This is a genomic window from Breoghania corrubedonensis, assembly GCF_003053845.1.
Classification (GTDB): domain Bacteria; phylum Pseudomonadota; class Alphaproteobacteria; order Rhizobiales; family Stappiaceae; genus Breoghania; species Breoghania corrubedonensis.
Genome location: NZ_QAYG01000006.1, coordinates 111,492 through 136,944, shown reverse-complemented (window position 1 = coordinate 136,944; position 25,453 = coordinate 111,492). Strand labels below are relative to the sequence as shown.

The 25,453-nt window shown below is 63.3% G+C and carries 21 protein-coding genes and 1 pseudogene; 8 read left to right on the top strand and 14 right to left on the bottom strand.

The genetic code is table 11. From position 1 onward, the window contains the following. Window positions 1–285: 285 nt before the first annotated feature. From C8N35_RS15900 to C8N35_RS15885, 4 genes are all read left to right on the top strand, one after another. A complete protein-coding gene (locus tag C8N35_RS15900; RefSeq protein ID WP_107990701.1) occupies window positions 286–1,638 on the top strand; it encodes an NAD(P)-dependent oxidoreductase in 1,353 nt (450 codons plus the stop codon). Between the two features lie 14 nt (window positions 1,639–1,652). Beyond that, complete coding sequence (gene preA / locus C8N35_RS15895) at window positions 1,653–2,966, top strand: NAD-dependent dihydropyrimidine dehydrogenase subunit PreA (protein ID WP_107990700.1); 1,314 nt, start codon at window positions 1,653–1,655, stop codon at window positions 2,964–2,966. 575 nt (window positions 2,967–3,541) lie between these two features. Next, complete coding sequence (locus C8N35_RS15890) at window positions 3,542–5,383, top strand: diguanylate cyclase domain-containing protein (RefSeq protein ID WP_170122124.1); 1,842 nt, start codon at window positions 3,542–3,544, stop codon at window positions 5,381–5,383. Between the two features lie 88 nt (window positions 5,384–5,471). Then, window positions 5,472–5,903, top strand: a complete 432-nt coding sequence (locus C8N35_RS15885) for a paraquat-inducible protein A (RefSeq protein ID WP_107990698.1) — start codon at window positions 5,472–5,474, stop codon at window positions 5,901–5,903. 79 nt (window positions 5,904–5,982) lie between these two features. Here the strand turns inward: C8N35_RS15885 and fliJ are convergent, their stop codons facing one another. Together fliJ and fliI are read right to left on the bottom strand one after the other, a co-directional pair. Then, window positions 5,983–6,396, bottom strand: a complete 414-nt coding sequence (fliJ, locus tag C8N35_RS15880) for a flagellar export protein FliJ (RefSeq protein WP_107990697.1) — start codon at window positions 6,394–6,396, stop codon at window positions 5,983–5,985. 31 nt (window positions 6,397–6,427) lie between these two features. Then, on the bottom strand, window positions 6,428–7,750 hold the full coding sequence (gene fliI / locus C8N35_RS15875) for a flagellar protein export ATPase FliI (RefSeq protein WP_107990696.1): 1,323 nt from the start codon (window positions 7,748–7,750) through the stop codon (window positions 6,428–6,430). Between the two features lie 379 nt (window positions 7,751–8,129). Here fliI and ctrA point away from each other — a divergent pair, with 379 nt between their 5' ends. Then, a complete protein-coding gene (gene ctrA, locus C8N35_RS15870; protein WP_107990695.1) occupies window positions 8,130–8,825 on the top strand; it encodes a response regulator transcription factor CtrA in 696 nt (231 codons plus the stop codon). 327 nt (window positions 8,826–9,152) lie between these two features. Here ctrA and C8N35_RS15865 read toward each other — a convergent pair. From C8N35_RS15865 to C8N35_RS15830, 8 genes and pseudogenes are all read right to left on the bottom strand, one after another. Then, window positions 9,153–11,147 (bottom strand): annotated as a pseudogene (locus C8N35_RS15865) (methyl-accepting chemotaxis protein); the annotation flags it as partial. Window positions 11,148–11,943: 796 nt separating this feature from the next. Continuing rightward, window positions 11,944–12,816, bottom strand: a complete 873-nt coding sequence (locus C8N35_RS15860; RefSeq protein WP_107990693.1) for a CheR family methyltransferase — start codon at window positions 12,814–12,816, stop codon at window positions 11,944–11,946. After that, complete coding sequence (locus C8N35_RS15855; RefSeq protein ID WP_170122123.1) at window positions 12,813–13,985, bottom strand: protein-glutamate methylesterase/protein-glutamine glutaminase; 1,173 nt, start codon at window positions 13,983–13,985, stop codon at window positions 12,813–12,815. The genes C8N35_RS15860 and C8N35_RS15855 overlap by 4 nt, the downstream gene beginning before the upstream one ends. A 23-nt stretch (window positions 13,986–14,008) precedes the next feature. Beyond that, window positions 14,009–14,374, bottom strand: a complete 366-nt coding sequence (locus C8N35_RS15850; protein WP_107990691.1) for a response regulator — start codon at window positions 14,372–14,374, stop codon at window positions 14,009–14,011. A gap of 43 nt (window positions 14,375–14,417) precedes the next feature. After that, the gene (locus C8N35_RS15845) at window positions 14,418–14,918 is read right to left on the bottom strand and encodes a chemotaxis protein CheW (protein ID WP_107990690.1); all 501 of its coding nucleotides are present in this window, start codon (window positions 14,916–14,918) and stop codon (window positions 14,418–14,420) included. Further along, entirely contained in the window at window positions 14,915–17,677 is a 2,763-nt protein-coding gene (locus C8N35_RS15840; protein ID WP_107990689.1) for a hybrid sensor histidine kinase/response regulator, read from the bottom strand. The genes C8N35_RS15845 and C8N35_RS15840 overlap by 4 nt, the downstream gene beginning before the upstream one ends. A 142-nt stretch (window positions 17,678–17,819) precedes the next feature. Further along, complete coding sequence (gene chpT / locus C8N35_RS15835) at window positions 17,820–18,458, bottom strand: histidine phosphotransferase ChpT (protein WP_107990688.1); 639 nt, start codon at window positions 18,456–18,458, stop codon at window positions 17,820–17,822. Window positions 18,459–18,609: 151 nt separating this feature from the next. Next, window positions 18,610–19,257, bottom strand: a complete 648-nt coding sequence (locus C8N35_RS15830; protein ID WP_107990687.1) for a YHS domain-containing (seleno)protein — start codon at window positions 19,255–19,257, stop codon at window positions 18,610–18,612. Window positions 19,258–19,473: 216 nt separating this feature from the next. Between C8N35_RS15830 and C8N35_RS15825 the strand changes: the two genes are divergently transcribed. Then, window positions 19,474–20,094: a DUF1134 domain-containing protein gene (locus C8N35_RS15825; protein ID WP_245926818.1), complete on the top strand. Its 621-nt coding sequence runs from the start codon at window positions 19,474–19,476 to the stop codon at window positions 20,092–20,094. A gap of 605 nt (window positions 20,095–20,699) precedes the next feature. Next, window positions 20,700–21,719: a coiled-coil domain-containing protein gene (locus tag C8N35_RS15820; protein ID WP_146177416.1), complete on the top strand. Its 1,020-nt coding sequence runs from the start codon at window positions 20,700–20,702 to the stop codon at window positions 21,717–21,719. A gap of 243 nt (window positions 21,720–21,962) precedes the next feature. Here C8N35_RS15820 and C8N35_RS15815 read toward each other — a convergent pair whose 3' ends face one another. Further along, window positions 21,963–22,721: an SDR family NAD(P)-dependent oxidoreductase gene (locus tag C8N35_RS15815; RefSeq protein ID WP_107990685.1), complete on the bottom strand. Its 759-nt coding sequence runs from the start codon at window positions 22,719–22,721 to the stop codon at window positions 21,963–21,965. Between the two features lie 141 nt (window positions 22,722–22,862). After that, window positions 22,863–24,032, bottom strand: a complete 1,170-nt coding sequence (gene pobA, locus C8N35_RS15810; protein WP_107990684.1) for a 4-hydroxybenzoate 3-monooxygenase — start codon at window positions 24,030–24,032, stop codon at window positions 22,863–22,865. 109 nt (window positions 24,033–24,141) lie between these two features. Here pobA and C8N35_RS15805 point away from each other — a divergent pair, with 109 nt between their 5' ends. Continuing rightward, on the top strand, window positions 24,142–24,396 hold the full coding sequence (locus C8N35_RS15805; protein WP_107990683.1) for a hypothetical protein: 255 nt from the start codon (window positions 24,142–24,144) through the stop codon (window positions 24,394–24,396). 83 nt (window positions 24,397–24,479) lie between these two features. Here the strand turns inward: C8N35_RS15805 and C8N35_RS15800 are convergent, their stop codons facing one another. Both C8N35_RS15800 and C8N35_RS15795 read right to left on the bottom strand, forming a co-directional pair. After that, window positions 24,480–25,040 carry a cytochrome b/b6 domain-containing protein gene (locus C8N35_RS15800; protein ID WP_107990682.1) on the bottom strand — a complete coding sequence of 187 codons (561 nt, stop codon included), beginning with the start codon at window positions 25,038–25,040 and terminating at the stop codon, window positions 24,480–24,482. Continuing rightward, a complete protein-coding gene (locus C8N35_RS15795) occupies window positions 25,040–25,339 on the bottom strand; it encodes a PepSY domain-containing protein (RefSeq protein WP_107990681.1) in 300 nt (99 codons plus the stop codon). Before C8N35_RS15795 ends, C8N35_RS15800 begins: the two co-directional genes overlap by 1 nt. Window positions 25,340–25,453 lie beyond the last annotated feature (114 nt).

The window sequence follows — 25,453 nt, the reverse complement described above, 5'->3', positions numbered from 1 at the left end:
GACAAACGCACGCCAAACGTGCAGTTTCCCCCGTCCCTGCCCGAAATTGCGGCGCTCGCGACGTCAAAATGGATTTGACTATTTGGTCAAAAAACATCGAAACTGACGTTACGAACCCTTCCGCCACACGAGAAGGGTCGAAACGACCACCTGAATGACGGGAACATGGTGCGGAGCGCCCCGAGCGAGATGGGGCCTTTTCCTGCGCGTGTTCGATGAAAATGGGAAACGCGCGGCGCTCCGCCCCCTGTCCGGTGCGACGGGGCCGCGCGACGAGGAGGTTCCATGACCGACGTTGCGTCCGGTCCGGACATTGCGTGCGGCCGCCTGCCCGCCGAAGCGTATCTGGACAATTTCACCGATCTGCATCCCCCGCTCGACGCGCACGAGGCGGTGGTGGAGGCGGACCGCTGCTATTTCTGTTTCGACGCGCCGTGTACGCAGGCGTGCCCGACCTCGATCGACATTCCGCTGTTCATCCGCCAGATCTCGACCGGCAACGACACGGGCTCCGCCAAGACGATCTTTGCGAGCAACATTCTGGGCGGCATGTGCGCCCGCGTCTGCCCGACGGAGACCTTGTGCGAGGAGGCCTGCGTGCGCATGGAGGCCGAGGGCAAGCCGGTGAAGATCGGCCTCCTGCAGCGCCACGCGACCGATCATTTCCTGGAGACCCGACCGAAGAGCTTCGCCACCCGCGCGCCCGAGACGGGCAAGACCGTCGCCATCGTCGGCGGCGGCCCGGCGGGGCTTTCGTGTGCCCACCGGCTGGCCGAGCTTGGCCATGCGGTCACCATCTACGACGCGAAGGAGAAACTCGGCGGGCTCAACGAATACGGTATCGCCGCCTACAAGACGGTGGACGGCTTCGCGCAGGCCGAGGTCGATTTCATTCTGTCGGTCGGCGGTATCACGGTTGAGGCGGGCAAGGCCCTGGGTCGCGATTTCACGCTGGCCGACCTGAAGGTGAAACACGATGCGGTGTTCCTTGCCATGGGGCTTGCCGGCGTCAATGCGCTGAGGCTCGAAGGCGAGGAGATGGAGGGCGTGCTCGACGCGGTCGACTACATCGCGCGGCTGCGCCAGGCCGATGATCTCGCCACGCTGCCCGTGGGCCGGCGCGTCGTCGTCATCGGCGGCGGCATGACCGCGATCGATATCGCCGTGCAGATGAAGCGGCTGGGCGCGGAGGACGTGACCATCGCCTATCGTCGCGGCGCGGGCGAGATGAAGGCGAGCCCCTACGAGCAGGAACTGGCGCTGACGAACGGCGTCGTCATCCGCCACTGGATGCGCCCGGCCGCCCTCATCGGCGCGCATGGACGGGTGAGCTCCATCGTGCTGGAAGGCACCCGGCCTGGCGACGATGGGCGGCTCGAAGGCACCGGCGAAACATTGCGCCTCGAGGTCGATCAGGTCTTCAAGGCGATCGGCCAGACCTTCCTCGATGCGCCGCTTCTGGGGGCCGTGCCCAAGCTTGAAGGTGGACGCATCGAAGTGGACGAGGACGGCCGCACGTCGGTTGATGGCGTGTGGGCGGGTGGCGATTGCGTGGCCGGCGGCGAGGACCTGACGGTCGCAGCCGTTGCCGACGGCAAACGGGCCGCCGACGCCATCCACCGTTCGTTTGGTCTTTAGGGGAGAAAAGGACCATGGCCGATCTTTCCAATTCATTCGTCGGTATCAAGTCGCCGAACCCGTTCTGGCTGGCCTCCGCGCCGCCCACCGACAAGGAATACAACGTCGTGCGCGCCTTTCAGGCGGGCTGGGGCGGTGTCGTGTGGAAGACGCTCGGCGACGGCGATCCGGTCGTCAACGTCAACGGTCCGCGCTATGGCGCGACCCATGGCAAGGACCGCCAGCTTACCGGCTTCAACAACATCGAGCTGATCACCGACCGCCCCTTGCAGCTCAACCTGCAGGAGATCAAGCGGGTCAAGAAGAACTGGCCCGACCGGGCGCTGGTGGTCTCGCTGATGGTTCCTTGCGAGGAGGAGAACTGGGCCAGTATCCTCAAGCTCGTGGAGGAGACGGAAGCCGACGGCGTGGAGTTGAATTTCGGCTGTCCGCACGGCATGTCGGAGCGCGGCATGGGCGCGGCCGTCGGTCAGGTGCCCGAATACATCGAGATGGTGACGCGCTGGTGCAAGAAACACACGCGCATGCCGGTCATCGTCAAGCTGACACCGAACATCACCGATATCCGTCAGCCCGCGCGCGCGGCCCACAAGGGCGGGGCGGACGCGGTGTCGCTGATCAACACGGTGAACTCGATCACCTCCGTCGATCTCGATGCGATGGCGCCGGAACCCGCCGTCGACGGCAAGGGCACGCATGGCGGCTATTGCGGGCCGGCGGTGAAGCCGATGGCGCTCAACATGGTGGCGGAAATCGCCCGCGATGCGGAAACCCGCGGCCTGCCGATCTCCGGCATCGGCGGGGTGACGACGTGGCGCGATGCAGCCGAATTCATGGCGCTGGGGGCCGGCAACGTGCAGGTCTGCACGGCGGCGATGACCTACGGCTTCAAGATCGTCGAGGAGATGATCTCCGGGCTTTCCGACTGGATGGACGAGAAGGGCTATGCCTCCATCGATCAGTTCGTCGGCCGCGCCGTGCCCAACGTCACCGACTGGCAGTACCTCAACCTCAACTACATCGCCAAGGCGAAGATCGATCAGGAGACTTGCATCAAGTGCGGGCGCTGCCACATCGCCTGCGAGGACACCTCCCACCAGGCGATCGCCACGACGATCAACGGCGACCGGGGGTTCGAGGTGATCGACGCGGAATGTGTCGGCTGCAACCTGTGCGTCAACGTCTGCCCGGTGGAGGGCTGCATCACCATGGAGGCGATGACGCCCGGCATGGTCGATCCGCGCACCGGCCGCACGGTGGAACCGACATACGCCAACTGGACGACGCACCCCAACAACCCGAACCGGGTGGCGGTGCCGGCGCAGTAACGGGTGACTGTGCCGGTGCGGTAAGGGCAAGGCCAAAGCACCCACGCCACCCTCGATAACATCCCCGCGCAGGCCAGGACCAAACGCGCCCGCGCCCCGCCGCCGCGCCCCCTCCCCCGTCATTGCCCGGCGCAGTCCGGGCAATCCATTGCCGGCCGCGGCACGCGATGAGAAGAAGGCGAATCCCCCGGACAAAGCGGGGCCCCGGTAACAGCTGCGTTTGATGCTCTCGCCGGGGTGGATCATCTGGAGGGAGGATGCAGCTTTCTGCCTGGTCCGCCCTCAGTGTTCCCACAAAGACGTCTCCCCTGACAAGACCCTCGATAGTCTTCGCGCGCGCGTGGTTGAATTCGATTCCCGGAGCAATCAACCTGGTTAAAAATGACAATATTCTTTTGTTTTCAATAAGTAGAACAAATATCAAACATCCATTTTAGTGAATTTTTTCAGGAGTTGCCTCGACAATAGGCGCTTCACGAACTTTGTCGTTCCGCCACATTGTTCCTCAAAGCATGCCGGCGAGAGACTTGCGGTTAGGGAACACATTACGGAACACGCTGACCGGGTACCAGATCATGGTCTTGAGGAGACAGTTGCGACCTGCGGCCCGTTCACCTGGGTTGAAGACCAAGGACCGGCCAAGCGCGGCGGGGCTGCTGCGCGATCTGGCGCGCCTGAAGCGGACGATCTTCCTCGTCGAGTTCATCCTCATCGCCGTGCTGTTCGCCTACGAGGTCTTCAACCAGTATCGCGAGACCCAGGAGCAGCAGCGCGATCTGGTCGCCTCGTATCTGAACCACGTGACGAGCAAGGCCCGCATCCTGCTCGACCTTCCCTGGAGCGGGATCGATATCCCCAGCGCGGCGACGCAAGGCGGCATTCGAAGCGAGGTCAATCCCCTGCCTCCGCTCTTGGAACTGGAAGGCTACGCGGCAATGACGATCGTGCTCGGGACGAAGATCCTCGCCCATGCCGACGACGGCGCCGGCGACATTTTCGATCCGGCCGAGATCTTTCCCGGGATGACGGGGATCGTCTGGCGCGACGATGACCACCGCGCCTCATCGGGTTCGCTTTCAAACATCCGCACCGGATGGCTCTGGCATGGAGGTGCCCCCTACTTCACCGCCGCCAGCCCCATCGCGCCGAAGTTGGAAGGCCGGCCGGTTGAGGCGGGCGATCCGGCGCCTGTCCTCATCGTGGCCGTACGCTTCGACACGGCCCGTCTGGCGGCAATAGCCCGCGAACTCGGTCTGGACGATATCGCCGCCATCGAACACGAGGCCTCATCCCGCAATAACGAGGTGGTGATCCGCGATGGCGACGGCCACCGCGTCGGCTCCATCGTCTGGAACACCCATCTCGGCGGCGCCTTCCATCTCCTGGAACTGACCCTGCTGGTGGCCGTGGTCGGATTGATCCTCTACGCGTTCGGGCGCTACACGGTGCAACGCCTGGCGATGGTCGGTTCGGCGCTCGACCGCATGCACGCGAACAATCTGCGCGACAAGGCGTATCTGCGCAGCCTGATCGAGGCCTCCAACGACGGGCTCATCGTGCTGGATGCGGACGGCCAGATCCTCGATTGCAATTCGACCGTCAACAGACGCAGCGGCCACCCGAAATCGAAGGTCATCGGTGCGAATATAGGCGAGTTCCTGGCCGGGGTGTCGCTGGATGATCCGGAATTTCTCGCAGGTCACAAGACCGTGCGCTGCCAGATGGCGCGACCCGATGGCAGTACCTACTGGCTCGATGTCGGCGGCAGCCGTTTCGAAGACAGCGACTTCTCCGAACGCTACATCATCGTGACGCGCGATGTCAGTGCCCGCGTCGAGGCCGAGGAGGCCGTCTGGCGCCAGGCTCATTTCGATACCCTGACGGATCTGCCGAACCGCGCGCTGTTCAACACCCGGCTCAACGGCGAATTGATGCGCGCGCGCGATGAGGGAACGCAATGCGTGCTGATGTTCATCGATCTCGACGGTTTCAAGAGCGTGAACGACACGCGTGGCCACGATGCCGGGGATGTCCTGCTGGCACGCGTTGCCGAACGGTTCCGCAAGCACCTGCCCGCAGAAGCAATGGTTGCCAGGCTTGGCGGCGACGAATTCGCCGTCATCCTGCCGGCCGGCTCGAAAACGTCGGACGCGAAGCGGCTTGCCAAAATCCTGGGGCGGGAGATTTCGCAACCCTACGATCTTGAGGATGAACCGATTCTCATTTCCGCCAGCATCGGCATTGCCGAAGCCCCGCGCGACGGTTGCACCACGAGCGAGCTGCTGCGTGCCGCCGACAAGGCGATGTACACGGCCAAGCGCAAGGCTCCGGGCAGTTACGCGGTTGTCGGCGAGAATAGCGAAAATGGCGGCGACGGCGACAATGGCGGCTACCGGGCCGTGAAGCGGTATTCGTGACGCGCCTTGGCGCGCGCACTTGCCGCCGTGACCGGCCTGTGCCACACGAAAAGGAACGATTTTCCCGATCCCGCGAGCGGCAAACCCCATGCGCCTGATCCTCGCTCTGATCCTGCCGCTCGCCACCTTCTCCTTCGCGCTCGGCCTGACGTTGCCGCTGATTTCCTTCGAGAAACTCTATTTCTTTCAGGAAACGCCGTCGCTCATCCAGGTGGTGAGCGGGCTCGACCGCGAGGGCGACCGGGCGCTCGCCATCCTCGTGGGCTGCTTCTCGATTCTCTTTCCCGCGATCAAGCTCGTGCTTCTGCACATGGTCGCGCTCGGCGGGCGCGGGCATTTCCTCACCCTGCTCGGCGCAGTCTCCAAATGGTCGATGATGGACGTGATGGTGGTGGCGCTGGTGGTGTTTGCCGCGAAATCGAGCGGGCTCGCCACCGCCATGACCCAGCCCGGGCTATGGTTCTACGCCTTCGCCACCGTGTCGACGGCGATTGCCGCTCTGCTGTGCCGAAACCGTTAGCACCGCCCAACGCCGAAAGGGCCGGACATGCCGACCCTTGCTCGCCGCAGAGCACAAGAAATTGCGGACGTACGCCTGCTCAGTTGCCGAAGGCGTGATTGCGGCCGGCGATTTCGTCGAGTTCGGCCTGTTCGGCCTCGTCGGCGGCTTCGCGTTCACGCTCCTGATCGCGCTCTTCCATCAGCTCGATCTTCTTCAGCTCCTCAACCGCCTCGGCCAGTTCGTCCTGGGCGCGTTCGAGCTGTCCGTGCAGTTCCTCGGCCGAAGCCTTCAGGTTGTCGCGGCGCTGCATCGCCGCCTTGGCGAAGGTCGGATAGGCGAAATGCGCCACGTCGGTGATGCCGACGCGCTCCTGCTCGGACAGGATCTGGTCGTCAAGTTCCTTCGCCATACGGTCGAAATCGGCGATCATCGCCTCGATCTGCGACACCTGCCGACGCTTGTCGTCGACCTGGAATCGCTTCAACCGAATGATGCTCTCTCTGGACTTCATCGGGCACTACTCCCCCTAATGAAATGAGACCCTACCCCAAACTCATTTCCAAAAGGTTGGCGAGTTCACCATAACCCTCATCCAGTGTGGATGCCTCGCCCTTGCCCTGGCCGAGGAAGGTTTCCAGCGCATCGTGGCGTTCGATCGCGAGATCCACGGTGGCATCCGAACCCCGGCGATAGGCGCCGAGCCTTATCAGTTCCTCCATGTCGGCATAGGTCGACATCAGCCGCTTGGCCTCGCGAATGACCGGCAGGGCGGCAGGCTTCACGCAGCCCGGCATCGTGCGCGAAACCGATTTGAGGATGTTGATCGCCGGATAGCGCCCGCGCTCGGCGATCGCGCGCTCCATCACGATATGACCGTCGAGAATGCCACGCACCGCATCCGCCACCGGCTCATTATGATTGTCGCCCTCCACCAGCACGGTGAACAGACCGGTGATCGAACCGGATCCGTTGAGCCCCGGACCGGCGCGCTCCAGAAGCCGCGGCAATTCGGTAAAGACCGTGGGCGTGTAGCCTTTCGAGGTTGGCGGCTCGCCGGCGGCCAGTCCGATCTCACGCTGGGCCATGGCGAAACGGGTGACCGAATCCATCATGCACAGGACGGACTTTCCCTCGTCGCGGAAATATTCCGCCGTCGCCAGCGTCAGATAGGCCGCCTGCCGGCGCATAAGCGCGCTCTCGTCCGACGTCGCGACGATGACGACGGCATGCTTCAATCCCTCCTCGCCCAGATCGTCCTGGACGAATTCCTGCACCTCGCGTCCGCGTTCGCCGATCAGTCCGATGACCGCCACGTCGGCGGCCGTGTTCTTGGCCAGCATGGAAAGAAGCACCGACTTGCCGACGCCGGAGCCGGCGAAGATGCCCATGCGCTGGCCGCGACAGCATGTCACAAAGGTATTAAGAGCCCTGACGCCCAGGTCGATCGGCCCGCCCACACGCGCCCGGTCGGCGGCCGGCGGCGGGCTGGAGCGCAGATGCCGCGCCTCGCCGCCGCGTGCGAGTTCGCCCTTGCCGTCGATCGCCTCGCCCATGGCGTTGACCACCCGGCCGAGCCACTGGTCGGACATGCGCACCACGCTTTCGCGCTCCACGAGCACCGCCCTGCAGCCCATGCGCACGCCCTGCAATCCCGAAAAAGGCAGGCAAAGCGCGCGTTCGTCCCGGAAACCGACGACCTCGGCGAGAACCGTGTCGGCGGCGCCCCCCTCGATCGCCAGCCGCGTGCCGACGCTCATCTCATGCACGGGGCCCGCTATCTCGACGAGCAGTCCCTGCACGCCGACGACCCGTCCATAGACTTCGACCGCGTCCAGTGATTCGATTTCGTTGATCAAAGATTGCACAAGCGCCGCTCCAGGGACCGAATATGCCGGTTAATGGAAATGGTAACCGATCGTTTACGGTTCTGGTTAATCATATTGAAGAGGATGTTCACAGATTGGGAACCTTTATAGGCCGAAGCGTCGAAGCTGTGAGTCCGTTGAATCGGTTAGAGGCAATTCCTCATGTGGATTGTCGATAGCAACGGGCGGGAATTCGCCGGGAATTTCAAGAAATTCTCGTCAGTTTCATAGCTTACGTATCAAAACGCTTCCGCTGCGAATCGGAATTTGTTAACTAGGGCCTCGAGGTTTCGAGACGCGGTTAGCAGCAGTCATTCGCCGCGATCGCCTACCTAGGTTGGTGCGGTTTGCCCAGAATAGGCAAGACGAGGAAATTGGCATGCGAGTACTGCTCATAGAAGACGATGGCGCTACGGCCCAGAGCATCGAGCTGATGCTCAAGTCCGAAAACTTCAACGTCTATACTACGGATCTTGGCGAAGAAGGCATCGATCTGGGCAAGCTCTATGATTACGACATCATTCTGCTTGACCTGAACCTGCCGGATATGTCGGGTTACGAAGTCCTTCGAACCCTGCGCGTCTCCAAGGTCAAGACGCCGATCCTGATCCTTTCGGGTCTGGCCGGCATCGAGGACAAGGTTCGTGGTCTCGGCTTCGGCGCCGACGACTACATGACCAAGCCCTTCCACAAGGACGAGCTCGTCGCTCGCATCCATGCCATTGTCCGCCGTTCCAAGGGCCATGCGCAGTCGGTCATCACGACCGGCGACCTGACGGTCAATCTCGACACCAAGACGGTCGAGGTTAGCAGCCAGCGCGTGCACCTGACGGGCAAGGAATACCAGATGCTCGAGTTGCTCTCCCTGCGCAAGGGCACGACGCTCACCAAGGAGATGTTCCTGAACCATCTCTATGGCGGGATGGACGAGCCGGAACTGAAGATCATCGACGTCTTCATCTGCAAGCTGCGCAAGAAGCTTGCGGCGGCAACCGCTGGGCGCAACTACATCGAGACGGTGTGGGGCCGTGGCTACGTGCTGCGCGAACCCGACGAGGAGCGCGTCGCGTCCTGATTAGCGGACCGCGCGAACCAAATATCGACCAAAGAGCCCGGCATCGTCCGGGCTTTTTTGCGTCCGCTCTCCGGCGTGGCTGAAACAGCATCCGCTTTCCCGCCGCCCGGGCCTTGGCTGGGGAACCGGTTCCCGGTTCGCGGCCATTGCCAGCCCTGAGGGCCGGACATTGTGCGCGTCGGCCGGGCTTTTCCACCGTCTCTCCCGTCTCGTCCACCTCGCGCGTCTCGCCCGCCTGATCAGCGTGACGAACCGTCCTTGAACGCGGAAAGGCCCGGTTGATGTGGCCGGGCCTTTCGTTCCTTCGCGATCGGGTCGGGCGTCGCCTCAGGCGGCGCGCACCGTCTCCAGGAAGCGGCTCACTTCCTCGCGCAGGTTCTCCGACATCTTCGACAGCTCGCCCGCCGCCGATTCCACCTGGGCGGACGCCGAGCCCGTCGTGGCCGCGGCTTCGGAAACCAGAGCGATGTTGGTGGACACGTCCTGCGTGCCGAGCGCCGCCATCTGGACGTTGCGGGCGATTTCCTGGGTGGAGGTGGCCTGCTCCTCGACAGCCGCGGCGATGGCCGAGCTGATGGAGTTCAGTTCCTCGATTGCCTGGGAAACCGCACCGATCGCCGCGGACGAGCTCTGCGTGGCGTTCTGGATATCGCCGATCTGATCGGCGATTTCCTGGGTGGCCTTGGAGGTCTGCGTCGCCAGTTCCTTCACCTCGGAGGCGACCACGGCGAAGCCCTTGCCGGCCTCCCCGGCACGTGCCGCCTCGATGGTGGCGTTGAGCGCCAACAGGTTGGTCTGCTCGGCGATGTCCTTGATGAGCCCGACAATATCGCCGATATGCTGCGCGGCGGCCTGCTGGAGATTGACTTTCTCCACCATGGTCTGGGCTTCGGTCGAGGCCACCTTCGCCCGGTTCGCGGTTTCGCTCGCCTGTCGGCCGATCTCCTCGACCGACGCCGCCATCTCCTCCGACGCCGTGGCGACCGCCTGCACGTTGCTCGTCGTCTCTTCCGAGGCGGCCGCGACGGTGGTCGCCTTGTCGTTGGTGTCGGCGGCGGCGGTATTCATGGTTTCGGCGGCGGCCTGCAGCTCCGTCGCCGCACCGGCCACGGTGTTGACGATACCGCCCACCGCATGCTCGAACTCGTCCGCCATCTTCGCCATGAGCGCCTTGCGCTCGGCGTCGGCACTGGCCTCGCGGTGCGCCTGCTCCTGCTCCAGACGGATCTTCTCGATCGCGTTGGCTTTAAACACACCGACGGCGTCCGCCATCTTGCCGATCTCGTCCTTCCGGCCGAGACCCGGAACGTCGACGTGGTTGTTGCCCGCCGCAAGTTCCATCATCGTCCGCGTGATGCGGATGATGGCACGCGAAAGGGTCAACCCCAGGTAGAGGGCGAGCGCCGCACCGATCAGCGAGAACACGATCCCGACACTCGTGACCGAGGAGGTGATGGAGGCGATGCGCTGTTCGGTCTTTTCGCTCACCGCATCCTGGCTGACCTTGTACTCCGCGAGCATGGTATTGAAGGTCGTCATCAGGCGCAGTCCAACGACCGAAAGACGGCCATCCCAGATCGCGTCGCGCTCCTTGGATTGAGCGTAGAGCCCGTTGAGATCGGTGCCGATCGCCTTGATCTCGCCGTCCATGGAAGAGGCCATGGCACGAAGGCCGGGGTCCGCCATCGTCGCCGCCAGACCGGCGATACGCGAGGAAACCTCGCTCACCTTTTCCAGCGCGTCCTGAAGATAGGCCTGCTTCGGTGTTTCGATCAGTTGCACGCCCAGCATGTGGCTTTCCAGAAGCGCATCGAGCGCCTGACCGGTCGCGAACACGGCTTCGCCATTGCCCTGCTTCCTCGCCCCTTCCGACAATTCCTTCAGGGCAGCACGCAGCGTCTCGACACTTTTGACATAGTGGGCCTTGTGCGCGTCAATCTCCCGGTAAACGCCCACAAATTCCTTGAAATCGTTTCTGTAGGTCGCGAGATCGTCGAGCATCTTGTCGGTGCGCAGGATCCAGCGCTGTTCGGTAAAGTGGGACTTCGCCTCTTGAGTGGCATCGATGACCTGCTGAAGCGTTTTGTCTGCTTCATTGGCCATCTCGTCCGTCCCCAGATCGCCAAACTTCAACACCCACATCCGGGTTTCGACCATCGCGCGCGTCGCGCTGGAAAGATTGAGGCTTTCATTGGTCTGATTTCTGTACTCTCCGAAATGTTCGGAGACCCGATCCAGACCAAACAAGTTGAACATGACCATGACGACAAGCGCCAGAACCAGAAAGCCGATCCCCCCGAACAGCTTTACCTTGATAGATATATTGTTGAGCATTTCGCTATCCCGTGGCACAGGAAAACGACCAAATCAGACTGAATAAGATCGGAAATCCCGCGCTGCAATAATTATTCCGCGAGGCAATTCAAATATATAATTATTAAAAAAGTTTTAATTATTGGTTTTATAAGAACATTAATTTTATGTATATTTAGAAAATGGATTCTATCTGCTTCTCATTTTGCAATTTTCACTGTACAATTATTTCTATAAACATAAAATATGCAGTATTATCAAGTTTTATATTCTATACCTCTTCGTCCTGCTTCATGTTTCCATGGGATGGATAACAATGATCATGCGTATTGTTATTTCTGCTATGCTCATATCCACCGAAAATATTCCTGATGATGGTGGAACAGCACTTGCCACGAAGGCGCGCGCGCGCGATCACAAAATCGGCGGAGACGGCGAAGCGGAGGCGGCATTTGAGGTCTCTGGAGGTCGGCGCTCATGCGTGCGCCCCGTGCATCCTCGTGTCCCGTGCATCCTCGTGCGCCACACACCATCGTGTCGACGAGACGGAGGACACGATGTGGCGGCGCTCAACGAAAAACCCCGGCCGCGAAGGCCGGGGTTTTCGGTATTTCGCACAAGTTCGCAGCAAGGCGGCCGGAGCGCCATCCGCTCAGGCGGAACCACCTGAGCGACAAGAAACCGCTCAAGATCAATACCTTGAGCATATTCTTGTCGATCAGATCACTTCAATCCGAACGGAATATGCTCTCGTGGATAGACCGAGCCGGATGGGAACCATCCATCTGAACCGTACCACCAGGGCTCAGCTCGCAAAGAGACGCGACCCCGTCTGCACACCTGCGCGCGCCGCGCCGGGAGAGGAAACGCCGCCGCGATGGTAAAGGCCGCGCAGACCCGGAACCGGCTGGAACGCCGTGGAAAGGCCCACCACCGTCTCGGCCGCGCCCAGCACCAGATACCCGTCGCTCGACATCAGCTTGGCAAGCCGGTTCAGGATGTCCGATTTCGTCGGCTGGTCGAAATAGATCAGCACGTTGCGGCAGAAGATCACGTCGAATTCGCCCAGGGAGGAGAAATTCTCCAGCAGGTTCAGCATGCGCCATTGCACCATCCCGCGGATCTCGGGATTGATCTGCCACATGTCGCCGTTCTGCGTGAAGTATTTCAGCAGCATCTGGATCGGCAGGCCGCGCTGGACCTCGAACTGGCTGTAGATGCCGGACTTGGCCTTGTCGAGCACCTCGTTGGAGATGTCGGTGCCGATGATCTCGATGCGCCACCCGGCCAGCTTGGCGGCGGCTTCCTTCAGCAGCATCGCCAGCGAATAGGGCTCCTGGCCGGTGGAGGCGGCCGCACACCAGATGCGGATGCGCTTGCGATCGCCACGCGCTTTCAAAAGCGCCGGCAGCATCGTGTTGGTGAAATTGTCGAAGGGTGTCTTGTCGCGGAAGAAGAACGACTCGTTGGTCGTCATCGCCTCCACGACGTCCGTTTCCAGCTTCCGGTCGATCCCCTTCTGGAGACGGATGACCAGATCGGAAAGCGAAGCGATCCCGCCCTTGCGCGCCAGCGGAAGCAGGCGGCTTTCCACCAGGTACTGCTTCTCGTTGGACAACACGAGCCCGGAGCGGGTTTTCAGGAACGTCTTGAGGAATTCAAATTCAGTCGGTGTCACCGCCGGCCTCCCAGGATTCGGATCACTTTCGGACCGATCTCTTCAAGTGGCAGAACTTCGGAGCACTGCCCCGTCTGGGCGGCGGCGCCGGGCATTCCCCACACAACACTGGTCTTCTCATCCTGCGCGATGATGCTGCCACCAGCCGCCGCGATCGTCTTGACGCCAGCCGCACCGTCATGCCCCATACCGGTCAGCACGATGGCGAGCGTCGCCGAGCCGTAGATTTTCGCCACACTGTCGAAGAGCGGATCGACGGCGGGCTTGCAGAAATTGACCGGCGGATCGTCGGTCAACCGGGCCTTGGCGGCACCGGCATCCTTTTCCAGCACCAGATGCTTGCCGCCCGGAGCGACGTAGATCTGGCCCGGCTTGAGCACTTCTCCGTCCTGCGCTTCCGCGGCCGGACGCAGAGCGGCCTTGGCCAGATGCTCGGCCAGAATCGCGGTGAAGGTCGGCGGCATGTGCTGGGTGACCACGACCGGGATGTCGTTGATCGTGCTGCCGATGTCGCGGAAAAGCTGCTGAAGGGCCTGCGGTCCGCCCGTGGACGACCCGATCGCCAGGATACGCGGCCTTGCGGACGAATAGTTGCGCAACGTGAAGGCGGGGCGCACGATCGCGCCCGGCCGTGCCGCCACCGCCGCATTGCCGACCTGCTGGCCGGCAGCCGTCTCCGCCCGCATCGGCCGGCGCGCGAAGCCGGCGCCCCTGCGTGCCCTCGGCCCGAGGCTCTTCAGCTTCTCGATCAGCTCGCGCCGAAAATCGACGGACGTGGAGATCGAGGAGGAGGATTCGGGTTTCGGCACGTAGTCCTGCGCGCCCAGCGAAAGGGCCTTGAGGCTGATCTCCGCATTGCGGCGGGTCAGCGTCGAGGCCATCACGACCACGAGGTTCTTCTTCTTGGCGAGCATCAGCGGCAAGGCCGTCAGCCCGTCCATCTCAGGCATTTCGATATCGAGGACGACCACGTCCGGGTTGGACCGCTCGATATCGTCCACCGCGAGCTTGCCGTTGCGGTGGGAGGCCACGACGGCAAGCGCCGGATCGGCGTCCACCCAGCGACTGATAAGGCCGCGAATGACGACGCTGTCGTCGACAACCATTACGCGAATAGGGTCCGTTACCGTCCCGGCAGGCGGAGCGGCAGCTTGGGTCGCTGTAGCCATGTCAGATTCCTGCTGGGAAGCCCCTAGAGAAGGCCGACTTCCTGGAACTTCGCCTCGACGATCTCGCGGTCGAAAGGCTTCATGATATATTCGTTGGCGCCTGCCCGGATCGCCTTGGCGATGTGGCCCACATCGTTCTCCGTGGTGCAGAAAACCACGGTCGGACGATCTCCGCCTTCTTCCTGCCGCAGCGCGGTCAGGAATTCCAGCCCGTCCATGACGGGCATATTCCAGTCGAGAAGGATCGCGTCGGGCATATCCTTGCGACAGCTCTCCAGAGCCGCCTTGCCGTCTTCGGCCTCGGCGATGGAGAAGTCGAGGTCTTCCAGGATCCGCCGCGCCACCTTTCGGATAACGCTGGAATCATCGACCACGAGGCATGTTTTCATCACCAGAACTCCTGATCACGGGGCGCGCCGGGTTACGGCTCCGTTAAGCGGCAATGGGCTCGCTCATCATGGCGCCGAGAAGGCGCTCCACATCGAGAATGACCATCAGCTGGCCGTCGAGACGATGCACGCCGGCGGAAATCTCCGCCCAGCGCTGATCGAGATTGGTCGGATTCGGCTCACGAGAGTTGGCCGCCAGCGTGAGAACCTCGCCGACCGTATCGATGACGAGCCCATAGGACTCGCTCTTGTACTCGATCCCCACCGCCATCATCGTCTGGCCGCCTTCAAGCGGCGGCAGCGACAACCGGCGGCGCATGTTGATCGCCGTGACGATACGGCCACGCAGGTTCAGCACACCCTGCACTTCCGGCTGCGCCAGCGGCACCCGGGTCACGCTTTCGGGCACGAAGACGTCATGCACCTGACTGATCTTCAGACCGAACAGCTGACCGCCAATGACGACGGTGACGTACTGGATGGCCTCGTTGCCCGAGCCGGATGCGGTTCCCGCGGCAGCTTTCTGGTTTCGGTCGTCTCTCATGCTGCAGCCCTCGTCTCGTTCGTCAGCACATCCTTGAGCGCGGCGATGAGGCCGGGCCGGTCAAACTTGGCGACATAGTCGTCAAAGCCCGCCTGACGGCCGCGTTCGATGGACGCCGGGGTGACCAGCGACGAAAGCGCCAGGACGGGAATGGAGCGGAAGCGCGGATCGCGCCTCAGCGCCTCGCAGAACTCGAAGCCGTTGACTTCCGGCATCTCGATATCGGAAACGACGACGTCGAACTTCCGACCCGATTGCAGGACCTGCACCGCGGCCCGCGCACTGTCGCATACCGTGACGTCGTAGCCCGCCGCCTTCAGCACGGGCGTCAGCATGTTGCGGAAAAAGGCCGAGTCATCGACGAAGAGCAGTGACTTCGTCAGCGCCTCGCTCGCCATTTCCTTGCGCACGAACCAGTCCTCGAAGGCCATCGGCAGGTAGTGACCGAGATCGATGATCTCCGTCGCCTTCTCCTTGATGACCGCGGAGCCGAGGATACCCGGCTGGTCGGACCCGACCTCGATATTGAGCTTGTCCTCGACGATGTCGACGATCTCGTCGACCACCAGCCCCATGGAGCGGCCGCTATCGGAGAAGACCAGCATCGGCTGCGTGCCTTCGGTGCGGTGCGCATGCGACGGCTCGATATAGACGAGCGGCATCAGCGCGCCACGATACTGCACCAGATCGCGGCCGTTGGAGCGCTCGATCTCGGAGACCTGGAATTCCTCCAGGCGCGTGACCAGCGACAGCGGCACCGCCTTGGGCTCGGCCGAACCGGCGCGGAACAGCAGCATCGACGTGGTCGCGTGATGATCGACGAACTTCTTCCGCTCGTCGTGTTCTTCCTCGTCCTGTTCCGCAAGCGCGGAGGAGGCATGGCTCGCCATGGCGCTGGCGATGCCGTTGGGATCGATGATCATGATCACCGAACCGTCGCCAAGAATGGTGTTGCCGGAGAACATCGCGATGTTGCGCAGCATGGTCGACATCGGCTTGACGACGATTTCCTCCGTGTGGAAGACGCCGTCGACGACGACACCGAACGTCTGGCTGCCGACCTGCATGACGACGATGAAGCCGTTGTCCTGGTCGAGAGCCTCGTCCGCGTTCGCGACCGTCTCCATGCCAAGCAGCGAGGAGAGATGCAGCAGCGGCAGCAGCTTGTTGCGCAGGCGCAGGACGGGCGTGTCCTTGATGCGCTCGATGCGGTGCTCGGAATTGTTCTGCACCCGTACCAGTTCCACCACCGAAAGCTGCGGGATGGCGAAGCGGTCGCCGGAGCTTTCCACGATCAGCGTGGAGACGATGGCGAGCGTCAGCGGGATCTTGATGATGAAGCTCGTGCCCTTGCCCGGCACCGACTTCAGATCCACCGATCCGCCGATCAGCTCGATGTTGTTGCGCACCACGTCCATGCCGACGCCGCGGCCGGACACGCTGGTCACCTTGGCGGCGGTGGAGAAGCCGGCCGCGAAGATCATCCTGTGGATCTGCGCGTCGGTCATCTTCTCCAGATCGGCCTCGGTGTGAAGTCCGCTCTTGATCGCCTTCGCCTTGATGGCGTCGACGTCGAGACCCTTGCCGTCGTCCTTGACCTCGATGATGATGTGCCCGCCCTCGTGATAGGCGGCGAGCGTGATCGTGCCCTGTTCCGGCTTGCCGGCGGCCTTGCGGGCCTCCGGGCCTTCCAGGCCGTGGTCGGCGGAGTTGCGCACCATGTGGGTGAGCGGATCCTTGATCAGCTCCAGCACCTGGCGGTCAAGCTCGGTATCGGCGCCGATCATCTCCAGCTCGATCGGCTTGTCCAGTTCCTGGGAAAGGTCGCGCACCACGCGCGGCAGCTTCTGCCAGGCATGTCCGATCGGCTGCATCCGCGTCTTCATGACGCCTTCCTGCAACTCGGCCGTGACATTGGAGAGCCGCTGCAGCGGAACCTTGAATTCGCTGTCCTCGTGACGACGGACAATTTCCAGAAGCTGGTTGCGCGTCAGCACCAGTTCCGAAACCATCGTCATCAGGTGTTCCAGCGTCTCGACATTGACGCGGATCGACTGGTTGGACACCGACGACTTCTTGTCGCCGGGCGCCTTTTCGTGATGGGCGTCCTCGCTCTTGCCGCCTTCCGAGATGGAGGCGACGTCGGTCGCCTTCGGTTCCGGCTCGGGCTTGGGTTCGGGAAGCTCGATCTCGATCGCGGTTTCCTGAAAGGCGCGCTCCAGTTCGTCGAGCGAAACCTCGCCCGGACGCAGCTCGCGTTCGAGAGACTGGTCGAGCGGCTTGATCGCCGCGGCATCGGCATCATGGGATGCCGTGGCCCCGGTCGCGGGCGCATCTTCGGCTTCCGCCGCTGCAGCTCCGCCGCCCTGGGCATCGTCGAAGGCGTGCTCCGACATGTATTCGAGTTGTTTGATAAGGTCGTCGTCGGAGCCCGTGGGCTCTTCGCCCTCGGCTTCCTCGAGTTCGGCGAGAATACCCTTGATGCGGTCGATCGAAGACAAGATCAGCGACACGGCCGCCTGCGTGACAGGCGCTCCGTCGCGGAACTTGCCCATCAGTGTCTCAGCGGCATGTGCCAGCGCTTCCAGACGCGGCAGACCAAGGAACCCGCAGGTCCCCTTGATCGTATGAACGAGACGGAAGATGTTATCGAGGATCGTCGCGTTGTTGGGTTCCTGCTCGAACTTCACGAGCTCCACGTCTACGACGTCCAGACTCTCGTTGGTCTCTGTCAGGAACTCACGAAGCAGATCGTCCATGTCTGGTGCCCACCCACATACTATACGGCAAAAGAGCCCACAGCTTGGCTCACGGACTGGTTGTCCGCGTCGCCAAGTGTCGGCGTAATAAGTTAAGATAGGTTGAAGCAGGGGTGGGTAATCGTGCTTCTGGAATAAGGATTTACTCGGCTGTTATAATTACCGAATCGTCCATCTTTTCCATCGAAATCGACATGTTGCTGTCGTCTGCAAGAAGGCCGGCGTAAGCGGGCTGGATCGCGTGCGCATCGATCCGTTCCACATCCTCGTTCTTGATCAGATCGGCGATCATCGTGGGGATGCGGGCGTTGAGTCCTTCCGCCGTCAGCCGGAAGATCGGCTTGGCGGCGTCCGTGTTGGTCATTTCCACGTTGATCGTGCCGCCGCGCGGGATGCACTGATTGGCGATGAGCAGCAGGTTCAGCAAGAGCTTCACCTTGTTCTTGCCCATCAGCAGACGCGGAACGTTCCAGACGAGATTCGCCTTCTCGTTCTCCATGTAGCCGGCGGAAACCGAATGGGCATCGCCCAGATCGATCTCCGCGCCGGCGGAACCTGCCGCACCGAAGGCGAGACGGGCGAACTGCAGCTTGGCGGAGGCCTGCTTGGCGCTCTTGCGGATGAGGTCCATGGCGAATTCGCGCATGTCCTCGCTGTTTTCCTCGTCGAGCACTTCCAGACCGTTGGTGATCGCGCCCACGGGCGAAATGATGTCATGGCACACGCGGCTGGCGATCAGCGCTGCGAGATCGAGCGATGACAGGTCAATCGGCTTGGCCATGAAAACCTCGGGTCCGTGGATTGTCGTGTTTCACCTGATTCGGCGCAGGCTTCACGAGGGTTACACCGACACTTCCGCCCTGCCAAGTCGCCACACCGCCAAGCCGGGGGAATTCCCGGCTCCCGCGCCGCGTGCCCCGCACCAAACCGGCTTACGGACGCATGTCGATCCGGATCTTGAAGTTGATCCGCTTGTCCCAGCTTTCGTTGGCCCGGCGCAAATAGCTGTCGGGCGCCACCAGCCAGGAGAATCGGCGGGCCGGCGAATAGAACAGATAGAGCCGCTGGTGGTAGATCGCCCAGACCCTCGGGTCGCCGGGCGAAAGCCGATCCTCGGCGAGCGCGCTCGCATCATGGCCGCCGAATTGCGGGGCATAGACCTGCGGTGCGTCCTTGAAGGCGGCCAGGTTGCCCTCGTTGACGAAGCGCCAGATCGTCCGCGACCAGACGAATTCGAAACGCGGCTTGCCCAGCCGCGGGCGCCGGTCGACGAAATAGGCGACGGGATCGTAGCCGCCGATCGCGAGCCCCGTCGCCGGATCGACGAGAACGTAGCGCTGCGGGATCGTATGGCCTGCGCCCTTCCCTTCGGCATCGCCCGTATCGGTATCGCCCGTGTTGGCGGGCTTGCGGGCCGTCTCGCCGTCGCTCTTTCCGTCCGCCTCCTGCGCGGGTGTCGTCGTCACCTGTGCCACCGCGCCGATCGCGGCCTCCGCCGCCCGAACCCCGGGCGCGGCACTCACCGTGACGAGCCCGCCGGCCGCGAGCCAGAAGCCGCAGATCGCGATTACGACGGGCAATTTGGCCTGTGGCCCAAACGTTGCCGGATTTCGACTAGACTTTGTCATCGATTCGCACCCGTGCCCCGCCGACGGGTCCTTCGCAAGACCCCCGGCAATCGCGTTCGTGCGGACCATATACCATTGATCCGGCCCCGCCGGCACGCCGTGGTAAGATCCGCGTGCTGCAGCCACCCAGCACCGAGTTCCCGAACTGGGCACAAAGGAGTTTCGTGAATGTTTCTGCCGATCAGGAAAATGGTGACGCGTCTTTCCGCGCCGGCGCTGTTCGCGGCCGCCATCCTCGCCGCGGCGCTTGCGCCCGCCACAAGCCAGGCTCAGGCCACCTACGGCGACAACGCCCCTCCCGGCAGCGAGTCCTATTCCCAGGATGAGGTCGTCGACGCCGGCCACCGCTTCTTCGGCAAGGCCGCCGGCGGGCTTGCCTCGGTCGTGGAAAACGCCGTTTCCAAGTATGGCCAGCCCAACGGCTATATTCTGGGCGAGGAAGGCTCCGGCGCCATCGTCGCCGGTGCGCGCTACGGCGAGGGCGAGCTCTATACCCGCAACGCCGGCAACCACAAGGTGTTCTGGCAGGGCCCCTCGATCGGCTGGGATTTCGGCGGCGACGGCGCCCGCGTGATGATGCTGGTCTACAACCTGCCCTCGGTCGACGCGATCTTCCGCCGCTATGTCGGCGTCAACGGCTCCGCCTATCTGGTCGGCGGCTTCGGCATGACGGTCCTGTCCAACAACGAGATCTATGTGGTGCCCATCCGCGCCGGCGTCGGCGCCCGGCTCGGCATCAATGTCGGCTACCTGAAATTCACCAACAAACCGACCTGGAACCCGTTCTGACAGCGCTGTAACCCGCCACCGGCCCGGCACTGGCCGGCGGCGAAGCCGGCACAGAGCGCCCAAGACCTGCAATTTTCCCTTCGCGATCGGCCGCGCTGCCCTTGCCCGGCGGTCGCTTTTTTTCGCTTTGGCCCGATCCGCATTCCTCGCCATTGCATCGGCGACAAAAATCGGCACGCTTAGGGACGGGATATTGCCGGGGAACGGGATATCGCCTGGGAAGCAACTGTGCGAGCGGTCGCTGCCGGTTGCGCCGTGACGGCGAGACGGAGCGTCGCCGGATTTTTTTGCACCGGATGACGCTTGTTCGGCGTCCCCACACCGCGTTGCCTGTGGTAGGAAAGCCCCGACAAGGGCATATGAATGACAGGGCGCGGGACTTGGCGGGCCGGACAACTTCCGGTATTGGGTCTTAGACTTGTCAACGGCCGGGACTTGTCAACGGCCGGCAGAAACGGCGCAGACGGGACCGGATCGTGATCAACGCGGCGATGTATTTTGCCCTCGGTTTCTTGACCGCAGGGCTCCTCATGCTGGTTCTCGGGCCCGCCTTGTGGCGCCGCGCGGTGCGGCTGACGCGGCGTTCCGTCGAAGCCACCTCCCCCATGACACTGTCCGAAGCGCGCGCCGCGCGCGATCAGCTGCGCGCCGAATACGCGGTCAAGACCCGCCGGCTGGAACTCGGCGCGGAGGGCCTGAAGGAACGCATGATCCGGCAGGAACTCGACGTCACCGAGGCCCGCGAGGCACTCAAGACCGCGGTTCTGGAACGCGACGAAAAGGCCCGCAACGTGCGCGAGCTCGAGGATCGAGAGGCGGCCCTGCGCGCCGAGATCGTGACCAGGCAGGAAGAGGTCGCGCGTCTGTCCGCGCGCCTGCGCGAAGCCGAGCGCACCCTGGTGCAGCGCGGCAAGCAGATCGCCGAACTGACCCGTGCCGCCGAACTCGCGCGTTCCGAGGATGTCGCGGCCGTGCATTCCGCCGGCATCAACATGACGGTCGTCGAGCTCGAAGAGGAAATCGCCGGCCACAAGGCGCGCCACACGGCGGACGCCAGCAGGATCATGCGCCTGGAAGGTGAGCTCGACGGCTTGCGCCGGCAGCTGGAGGACCTGGAGAAGGCCCGGCCGCACGAAGGGCCAAGGCCCCGCACCTCCGCCGACACCGCCTTGCAGAAGATGGAATCGATGATCTTCGATCTGGAAAGCCAGAAGGTCGAGTCGCAGGCCGAGATCACGCGGCTGTCGCTGCAGCTGGAAGCGTTGCGCGGCGTCTCCGGCGACAACGTCGAAGGCGTGCTGGCCTCGCTGGAAGCGGAAAACAACGCGCTTGCCGAGGAGCTCAACCGGTTGTCGGTCGAGCACGATCAGCTTCGCGGCCGTTTCGACAGGCTCAACGCCGGCGAGGAACGCGAGAACCATCTGCTGCGCGACCAGATCACCGGTCTCGCAGCCGAGATCGTCGCCCTGACGGCGGCGATGGAGGGCGAGGGATCGCAGACCGACCGCATCCTGAACGGCGGCGGCACGCCCGGCGGCAACAGCCTCGCCGACCGCATCCGCGCCCTGCGCGCCCGGGCGGGCGACCAGAAGGGCCCCGCCAAGGCCCGCGCCGGAGCGTCCTGACCGCAGTCTCGTGACCACAGCCTCATGATCGGAACCTCGTGAAAAGGCAAGGGCATGACAGCGGATCGACCGCCAGCACGCCCGCCTGCCCCCTGTTCCGTCCATCATCCCCACTCCGCCCTCGCCCGGACGGCTGCTTGGATTGACCAGACACCTGCGTGGATTGACCGGACTGCGCCGGGCAATGACGGTTGAGGGATTGGGGCGGTCGATCCGCTGTCCCCGCCGTCGGCACTGCCGCCGTTAAAGCGTTGCGCCGTGGTCGACCGTCAGGCACTGGCCGGTGATCGCCTTCGACTCGTCGCTGGCGAAGAAGAGGATCGCGGCCGCCTGATCGCCCGTCGTTGCCTCCGGGACACTCAGATCGAAGTGGCGCGCGGTGATCCCCGGCATCTGCGGATCGAACGTCGCCAGCGCCTCCGGCGTGTTGAGTTCCGTCGGCGTCGGCCCCGGCAGCGTGGCGTTGCAGCGGATCCCCTTTCCCGCGAACTGGATGGCGATGTTGCGCGTCAGCGCGATCACTCCGGCCTTGGCCGAGGAATAGGCCGCCCCGGCGAGACCGCGTGCACCGATCGACGAGATATTGATGATGCTGCCCGACGATTGCGCCTCCATGTGCTTCAGCGCCGCCCGGCAAAGCCGGAACACGCTGGTCAAGTCCACCGCGACCACCTGGTTCCACAACTCGTCCGTGGTCCGCGTCGTCGGCATGTGCTTGTCGGGAATACCGGCATTGTTGACCAGCACGTCGATGCGGCCGAAGCGCTCTATGACCGTATCGATGACCCTGTCGCAGGCGCATGGCCCGGTGAGGTCCGCGACCACGTAATCGGCCTTGCCGCCCGCCGCGGCGATCTCGTCGCGCACCTTCACAAGCCGCGCTTCACGGCGCGCCACGAGCACGACGGTAGCCCCTTCGCGCGCAAAGACCCGGGCAGTCGTTTCTCCGATCCCCGAACTGGCGCCGGTGACGAGGGCGATCTTTCCTTCCAGACGAGCCATGTGTGACGTCTCCTGTGCTTGGTTTCAGGAAACGCTCCTACGTGACAAACGTCGATTGCGGAAATTCTGTTTCGGATAGTCATTATACACCAATGACATAGCCGACAGATCGCATCGCGGGTCGGCGGATGCGCCGGTTTGTCAGTATGGAAGTCCGACATAGTTCTCCGCCAGCGCGGCGGCGCCGGCCCGCGACGAGGTGACATAGTCGAGTTCGGCCACCTGCATCCTGGCGTCGAAGCAGGATGCTTCAGGGAAGGTGTGCATGAGATTGGTCATCCACCAGGAGAATCGCTCCGCCTTCCAGATCCGCCTCAGCGCGTTTTCCGAATACCGCTCGATCAGTTCGCCCTCGCCGCTGCCGTAGTGAGCGATCAGCGCGCTCGACAGATAGTGAACGTCGGATGCCGCCAGATTGAGCCCCTTGGCGCCCGTCGGCGGCACGATGTGAGCGGCATCGCCCACCAGGAACATCCGGCCGAACTTCATCGGCTCTGCGACGAAGCTTCTGAGTGGCGCGATGGTCTTCTCGATCGAGGGACCCGTGACGATGGTATCGGCGGCCTTGTCGTCGATGCGGCGGCGCAATTCGTCCCAGAAACGCGCGTCGGACCATGCCTCCACCTTGTCGTCGAGCGGCACCTGCACGTAGTAGCGCGACAACATCGCCGAGCGCATGGAGCACAGCGCGAAACCTCGTTCGTGGCGGGCATAGATGAGTTCATCGGAAACCGGCGGCGTCTCGGAAAGAATGCCGAGCCAGCCGAAGGGATAGACGCGCTCGAAGGTCTTCAGCGAATCCTGCGGCGCGCTTGCCCGCGACACGCCGTGATAGCCGTCGCAGCCGGCGATGAAATCGCAGTCGATGCGGTGCTCCACGCCGTCCTTGCGATAGGTGACCCAGGGCTTCGTCGTATCGAAATCGTGCAGTTCGACGCCCTCGGCCTCGTAGACGAGCTGCGCGTCGGCGGCACGGCGCGCATCGACCAGATCGCGGGTGACCTCGGTCTGGCCGTAGACCATCACGGTCTTGCCGGTCAGCGCCTTGAAATCGATGCGGTGGCGGGTGCCGTCGAAGCACAGTTCTGTGCCGTCGTGAACGAAGCCTTCGCCATGCATGCGCTCGCCCACACCCGCGGCGTCCAGCATGTCGACGAGCCCCTGCTCGAGAACGCCGGCGCGAATGCGGCCGAGAACATAGTCGAGCGACTTGCGCTCGAGAACGACGCTGTCGATGCCGGCATTGTGCAGGATCTGCGACAACAGCAGGCCGGACGGGCCCGCGCCGATGATGGCGACCTGGGTACGCATGAATTTTCCTCCCCTGTCGGCCTGCCGACGCATGTGTGCGCAGTTGAGCCGAGATCTCCTCCCCTGCGGTCAGCAAGACCCGCAGTCCGACAGGAAACTAGGGAGCACAATGACGCGCGACGATGAAGGAAAGCCGGAAAGGCTTGAACATTTGCCGGAACGGCAGGGCGCTGGCGCCGGCTTGAAACCCTGTTTCCTTGGTCTCGCTCTCTCCAGCGTCATCAACTCGGTTGCCGAAAACGCGGAAAGCCGGCCCCGCGCCGCGCGCCTTCCATCGTCATCGCCCGGCGAAGTCCGGGTGATCCTGCACGCGCCGCGTCTGCCGCAGCCGGCGATGGATTGCCCGGACGAAGCCGGGCAATGACGGATGAGGGGTATGGGCGGGAAGCACATTTTGCAAACGGACAGGGGCGGTCGTCGCAAGGTTGACGACGCCCCCTGAGCCCGCTACCGGCGCTTGCGGCCGGTGACCATGGCGCGAACGAGGTTCTCGCCGTGTTCGAAGCTCGCCAGCACGACGCCCGCCACATGGAGGAGGACGAGGCCGAGGGTCAGGTTGACGGCGAGTTCATGAGCCTCTTCCACCCACTCGATGCCCCAGAAGCGGTCGGTGGTCATCATGATGCCGGTGCCGGTGATGATGGCCAGCATGACCAGCAGCGCGATCACCATCGCTCCACCGGCCGGATTGTGGCCGATATGGCGCGGCGCCTTCATCCGGACGCTGTCGCGCAGGAAGCCGATGACGGTGGCAGGACCGCGCACGAAATTGGTGAAACGGGCGTGATGGGGCCCCACGAGCCCCCACAGGATGCGGAACGCGACGAGGCCGACGATCACGTAACCCGCCGTTTCATGAGCGCTTTTCCATTCGTCGCCCGTCAGATAGGCGAAGGCGAAACAGGCGACGAGGCTCCAGTGGAAGAGGCGCACGAGCGGGTCCCACACCCGGACCTCGTCCGGCCGCTGATCGCGGCCGGAACGGGTCGCCTCGGTGGCGGCATCCATCAGTCGTCCCCGTCGGCACCGACGATCTTGCCGGAGACCGGGTTCATCAGGAGTTCGGCGCGCTTGCCGGCCTTGTCCTTCGTGTAGAGCTCGTAGCAGCCCTTCTCCACCTTCACGCGGCGCACTTCGTAACCCATCGTCTCGCCCTTGGCCTTGGCCGCATCCTGGCTCATCCACTGAGCCTTCGGCGCATTGCCGCAGCCGCCCTCGCCCTCGGAAGCCTGAGCCGCGCCGACAGCCAGCGCACCGGCGCCCGCCGCCAGAAGGGCGGCACATGCGAATGTCGAAATCTTACCCATGGTCTTTATCCTTGTCCGGTTTCACAATCAGCGGGTGGATCCGGCTACCCCGGCACCCCGCCCGATGACAGGAGCGACCCTAGAGACTGTCGGCTGACCGCTGTCTGACAGGCA

Excerpts from the sequence above, each read along its gene's own strand:
- C8N35_RS15900 (WP_107990701.1), top strand. The coding sequence starts at position 286 with ATGACCGACGTTGCGTCCGGTCCGGACATTGCGTGCGGCCGCCTGCCC.
- preA (WP_107990700.1), top strand. The coding sequence starts at position 1,653 with ATGGCCGATCTTTCCAATTCATTCGTCGGTATCAAGTCGCCGAACCCG.
- C8N35_RS15890 (WP_170122124.1), top strand. The coding sequence starts at position 3,542 with ATGGTCTTGAGGAGACAGTTGCGACCTGCGGCCCGTTCACCTGGGTTG.
- C8N35_RS15885 (WP_107990698.1), top strand. The coding sequence starts at position 5,472 with ATGCGCCTGATCCTCGCTCTGATCCTGCCGCTCGCCACCTTCTCCTTC.
- fliJ (WP_107990697.1), bottom strand. The coding sequence starts at position 6,396 with ATGAAGTCCAGAGAGAGCATCATTCGGTTGAAGCGATTCCAGGTCGAC.
- ctrA (WP_107990695.1), top strand. The coding sequence starts at position 8,130 with ATGCGAGTACTGCTCATAGAAGACGATGGCGCTACGGCCCAGAGCATC.
- C8N35_RS15855 (WP_170122123.1), bottom strand. The coding sequence starts at position 13,985 with ATGGCTACAGCGACCCAAGCTGCCGCTCCGCCTGCCGGGACGGTAACG.
- C8N35_RS15850 (WP_107990691.1), bottom strand. The coding sequence starts at position 14,374 with ATGAAAACATGCCTCGTGGTCGATGATTCCAGCGTTATCCGAAAGGTG.
- C8N35_RS15845 (WP_107990690.1), bottom strand. The coding sequence starts at position 14,918 with ATGAGAGACGACCGAAACCAGAAAGCTGCCGCGGGAACCGCATCCGGC.
- C8N35_RS15840 (WP_107990689.1), bottom strand. The coding sequence starts at position 17,677 with ATGGACGATCTGCTTCGTGAGTTCCTGACAGAGACCAACGAGAGTCTG.
- chpT (WP_107990688.1), bottom strand. The coding sequence starts at position 18,458 with ATGGCCAAGCCGATTGACCTGTCATCGCTCGATCTCGCAGCGCTGATC.
- C8N35_RS15825 (WP_245926818.1), top strand. The coding sequence starts at position 19,474 with ATGTTTCTGCCGATCAGGAAAATGGTGACGCGTCTTTCCGCGCCGGCG.
- C8N35_RS15820 (WP_146177416.1), top strand. The coding sequence starts at position 20,700 with ATGACACTGTCCGAAGCGCGCGCCGCGCGCGATCAGCTGCGCGCCGAA.
- C8N35_RS15815 (WP_107990685.1), bottom strand. The coding sequence starts at position 22,721 with ATGGCTCGTCTGGAAGGAAAGATCGCCCTCGTCACCGGCGCCAGTTCG.
- pobA (WP_107990684.1), bottom strand. The coding sequence starts at position 24,032 with ATGCGTACCCAGGTCGCCATCATCGGCGCGGGCCCGTCCGGCCTGCTG.
- C8N35_RS15805 (WP_107990683.1), top strand. The coding sequence starts at position 24,142 with ATGACGCGCGACGATGAAGGAAAGCCGGAAAGGCTTGAACATTTGCCG.
- C8N35_RS15800 (WP_107990682.1), bottom strand. The coding sequence starts at position 25,040 with ATGGATGCCGCCACCGAGGCGACCCGTTCCGGCCGCGATCAGCGGCCG.
- C8N35_RS15795 (WP_107990681.1), bottom strand. The coding sequence starts at position 25,339 with ATGGGTAAGATTTCGACATTCGCATGTGCCGCCCTTCTGGCGGCGGGC.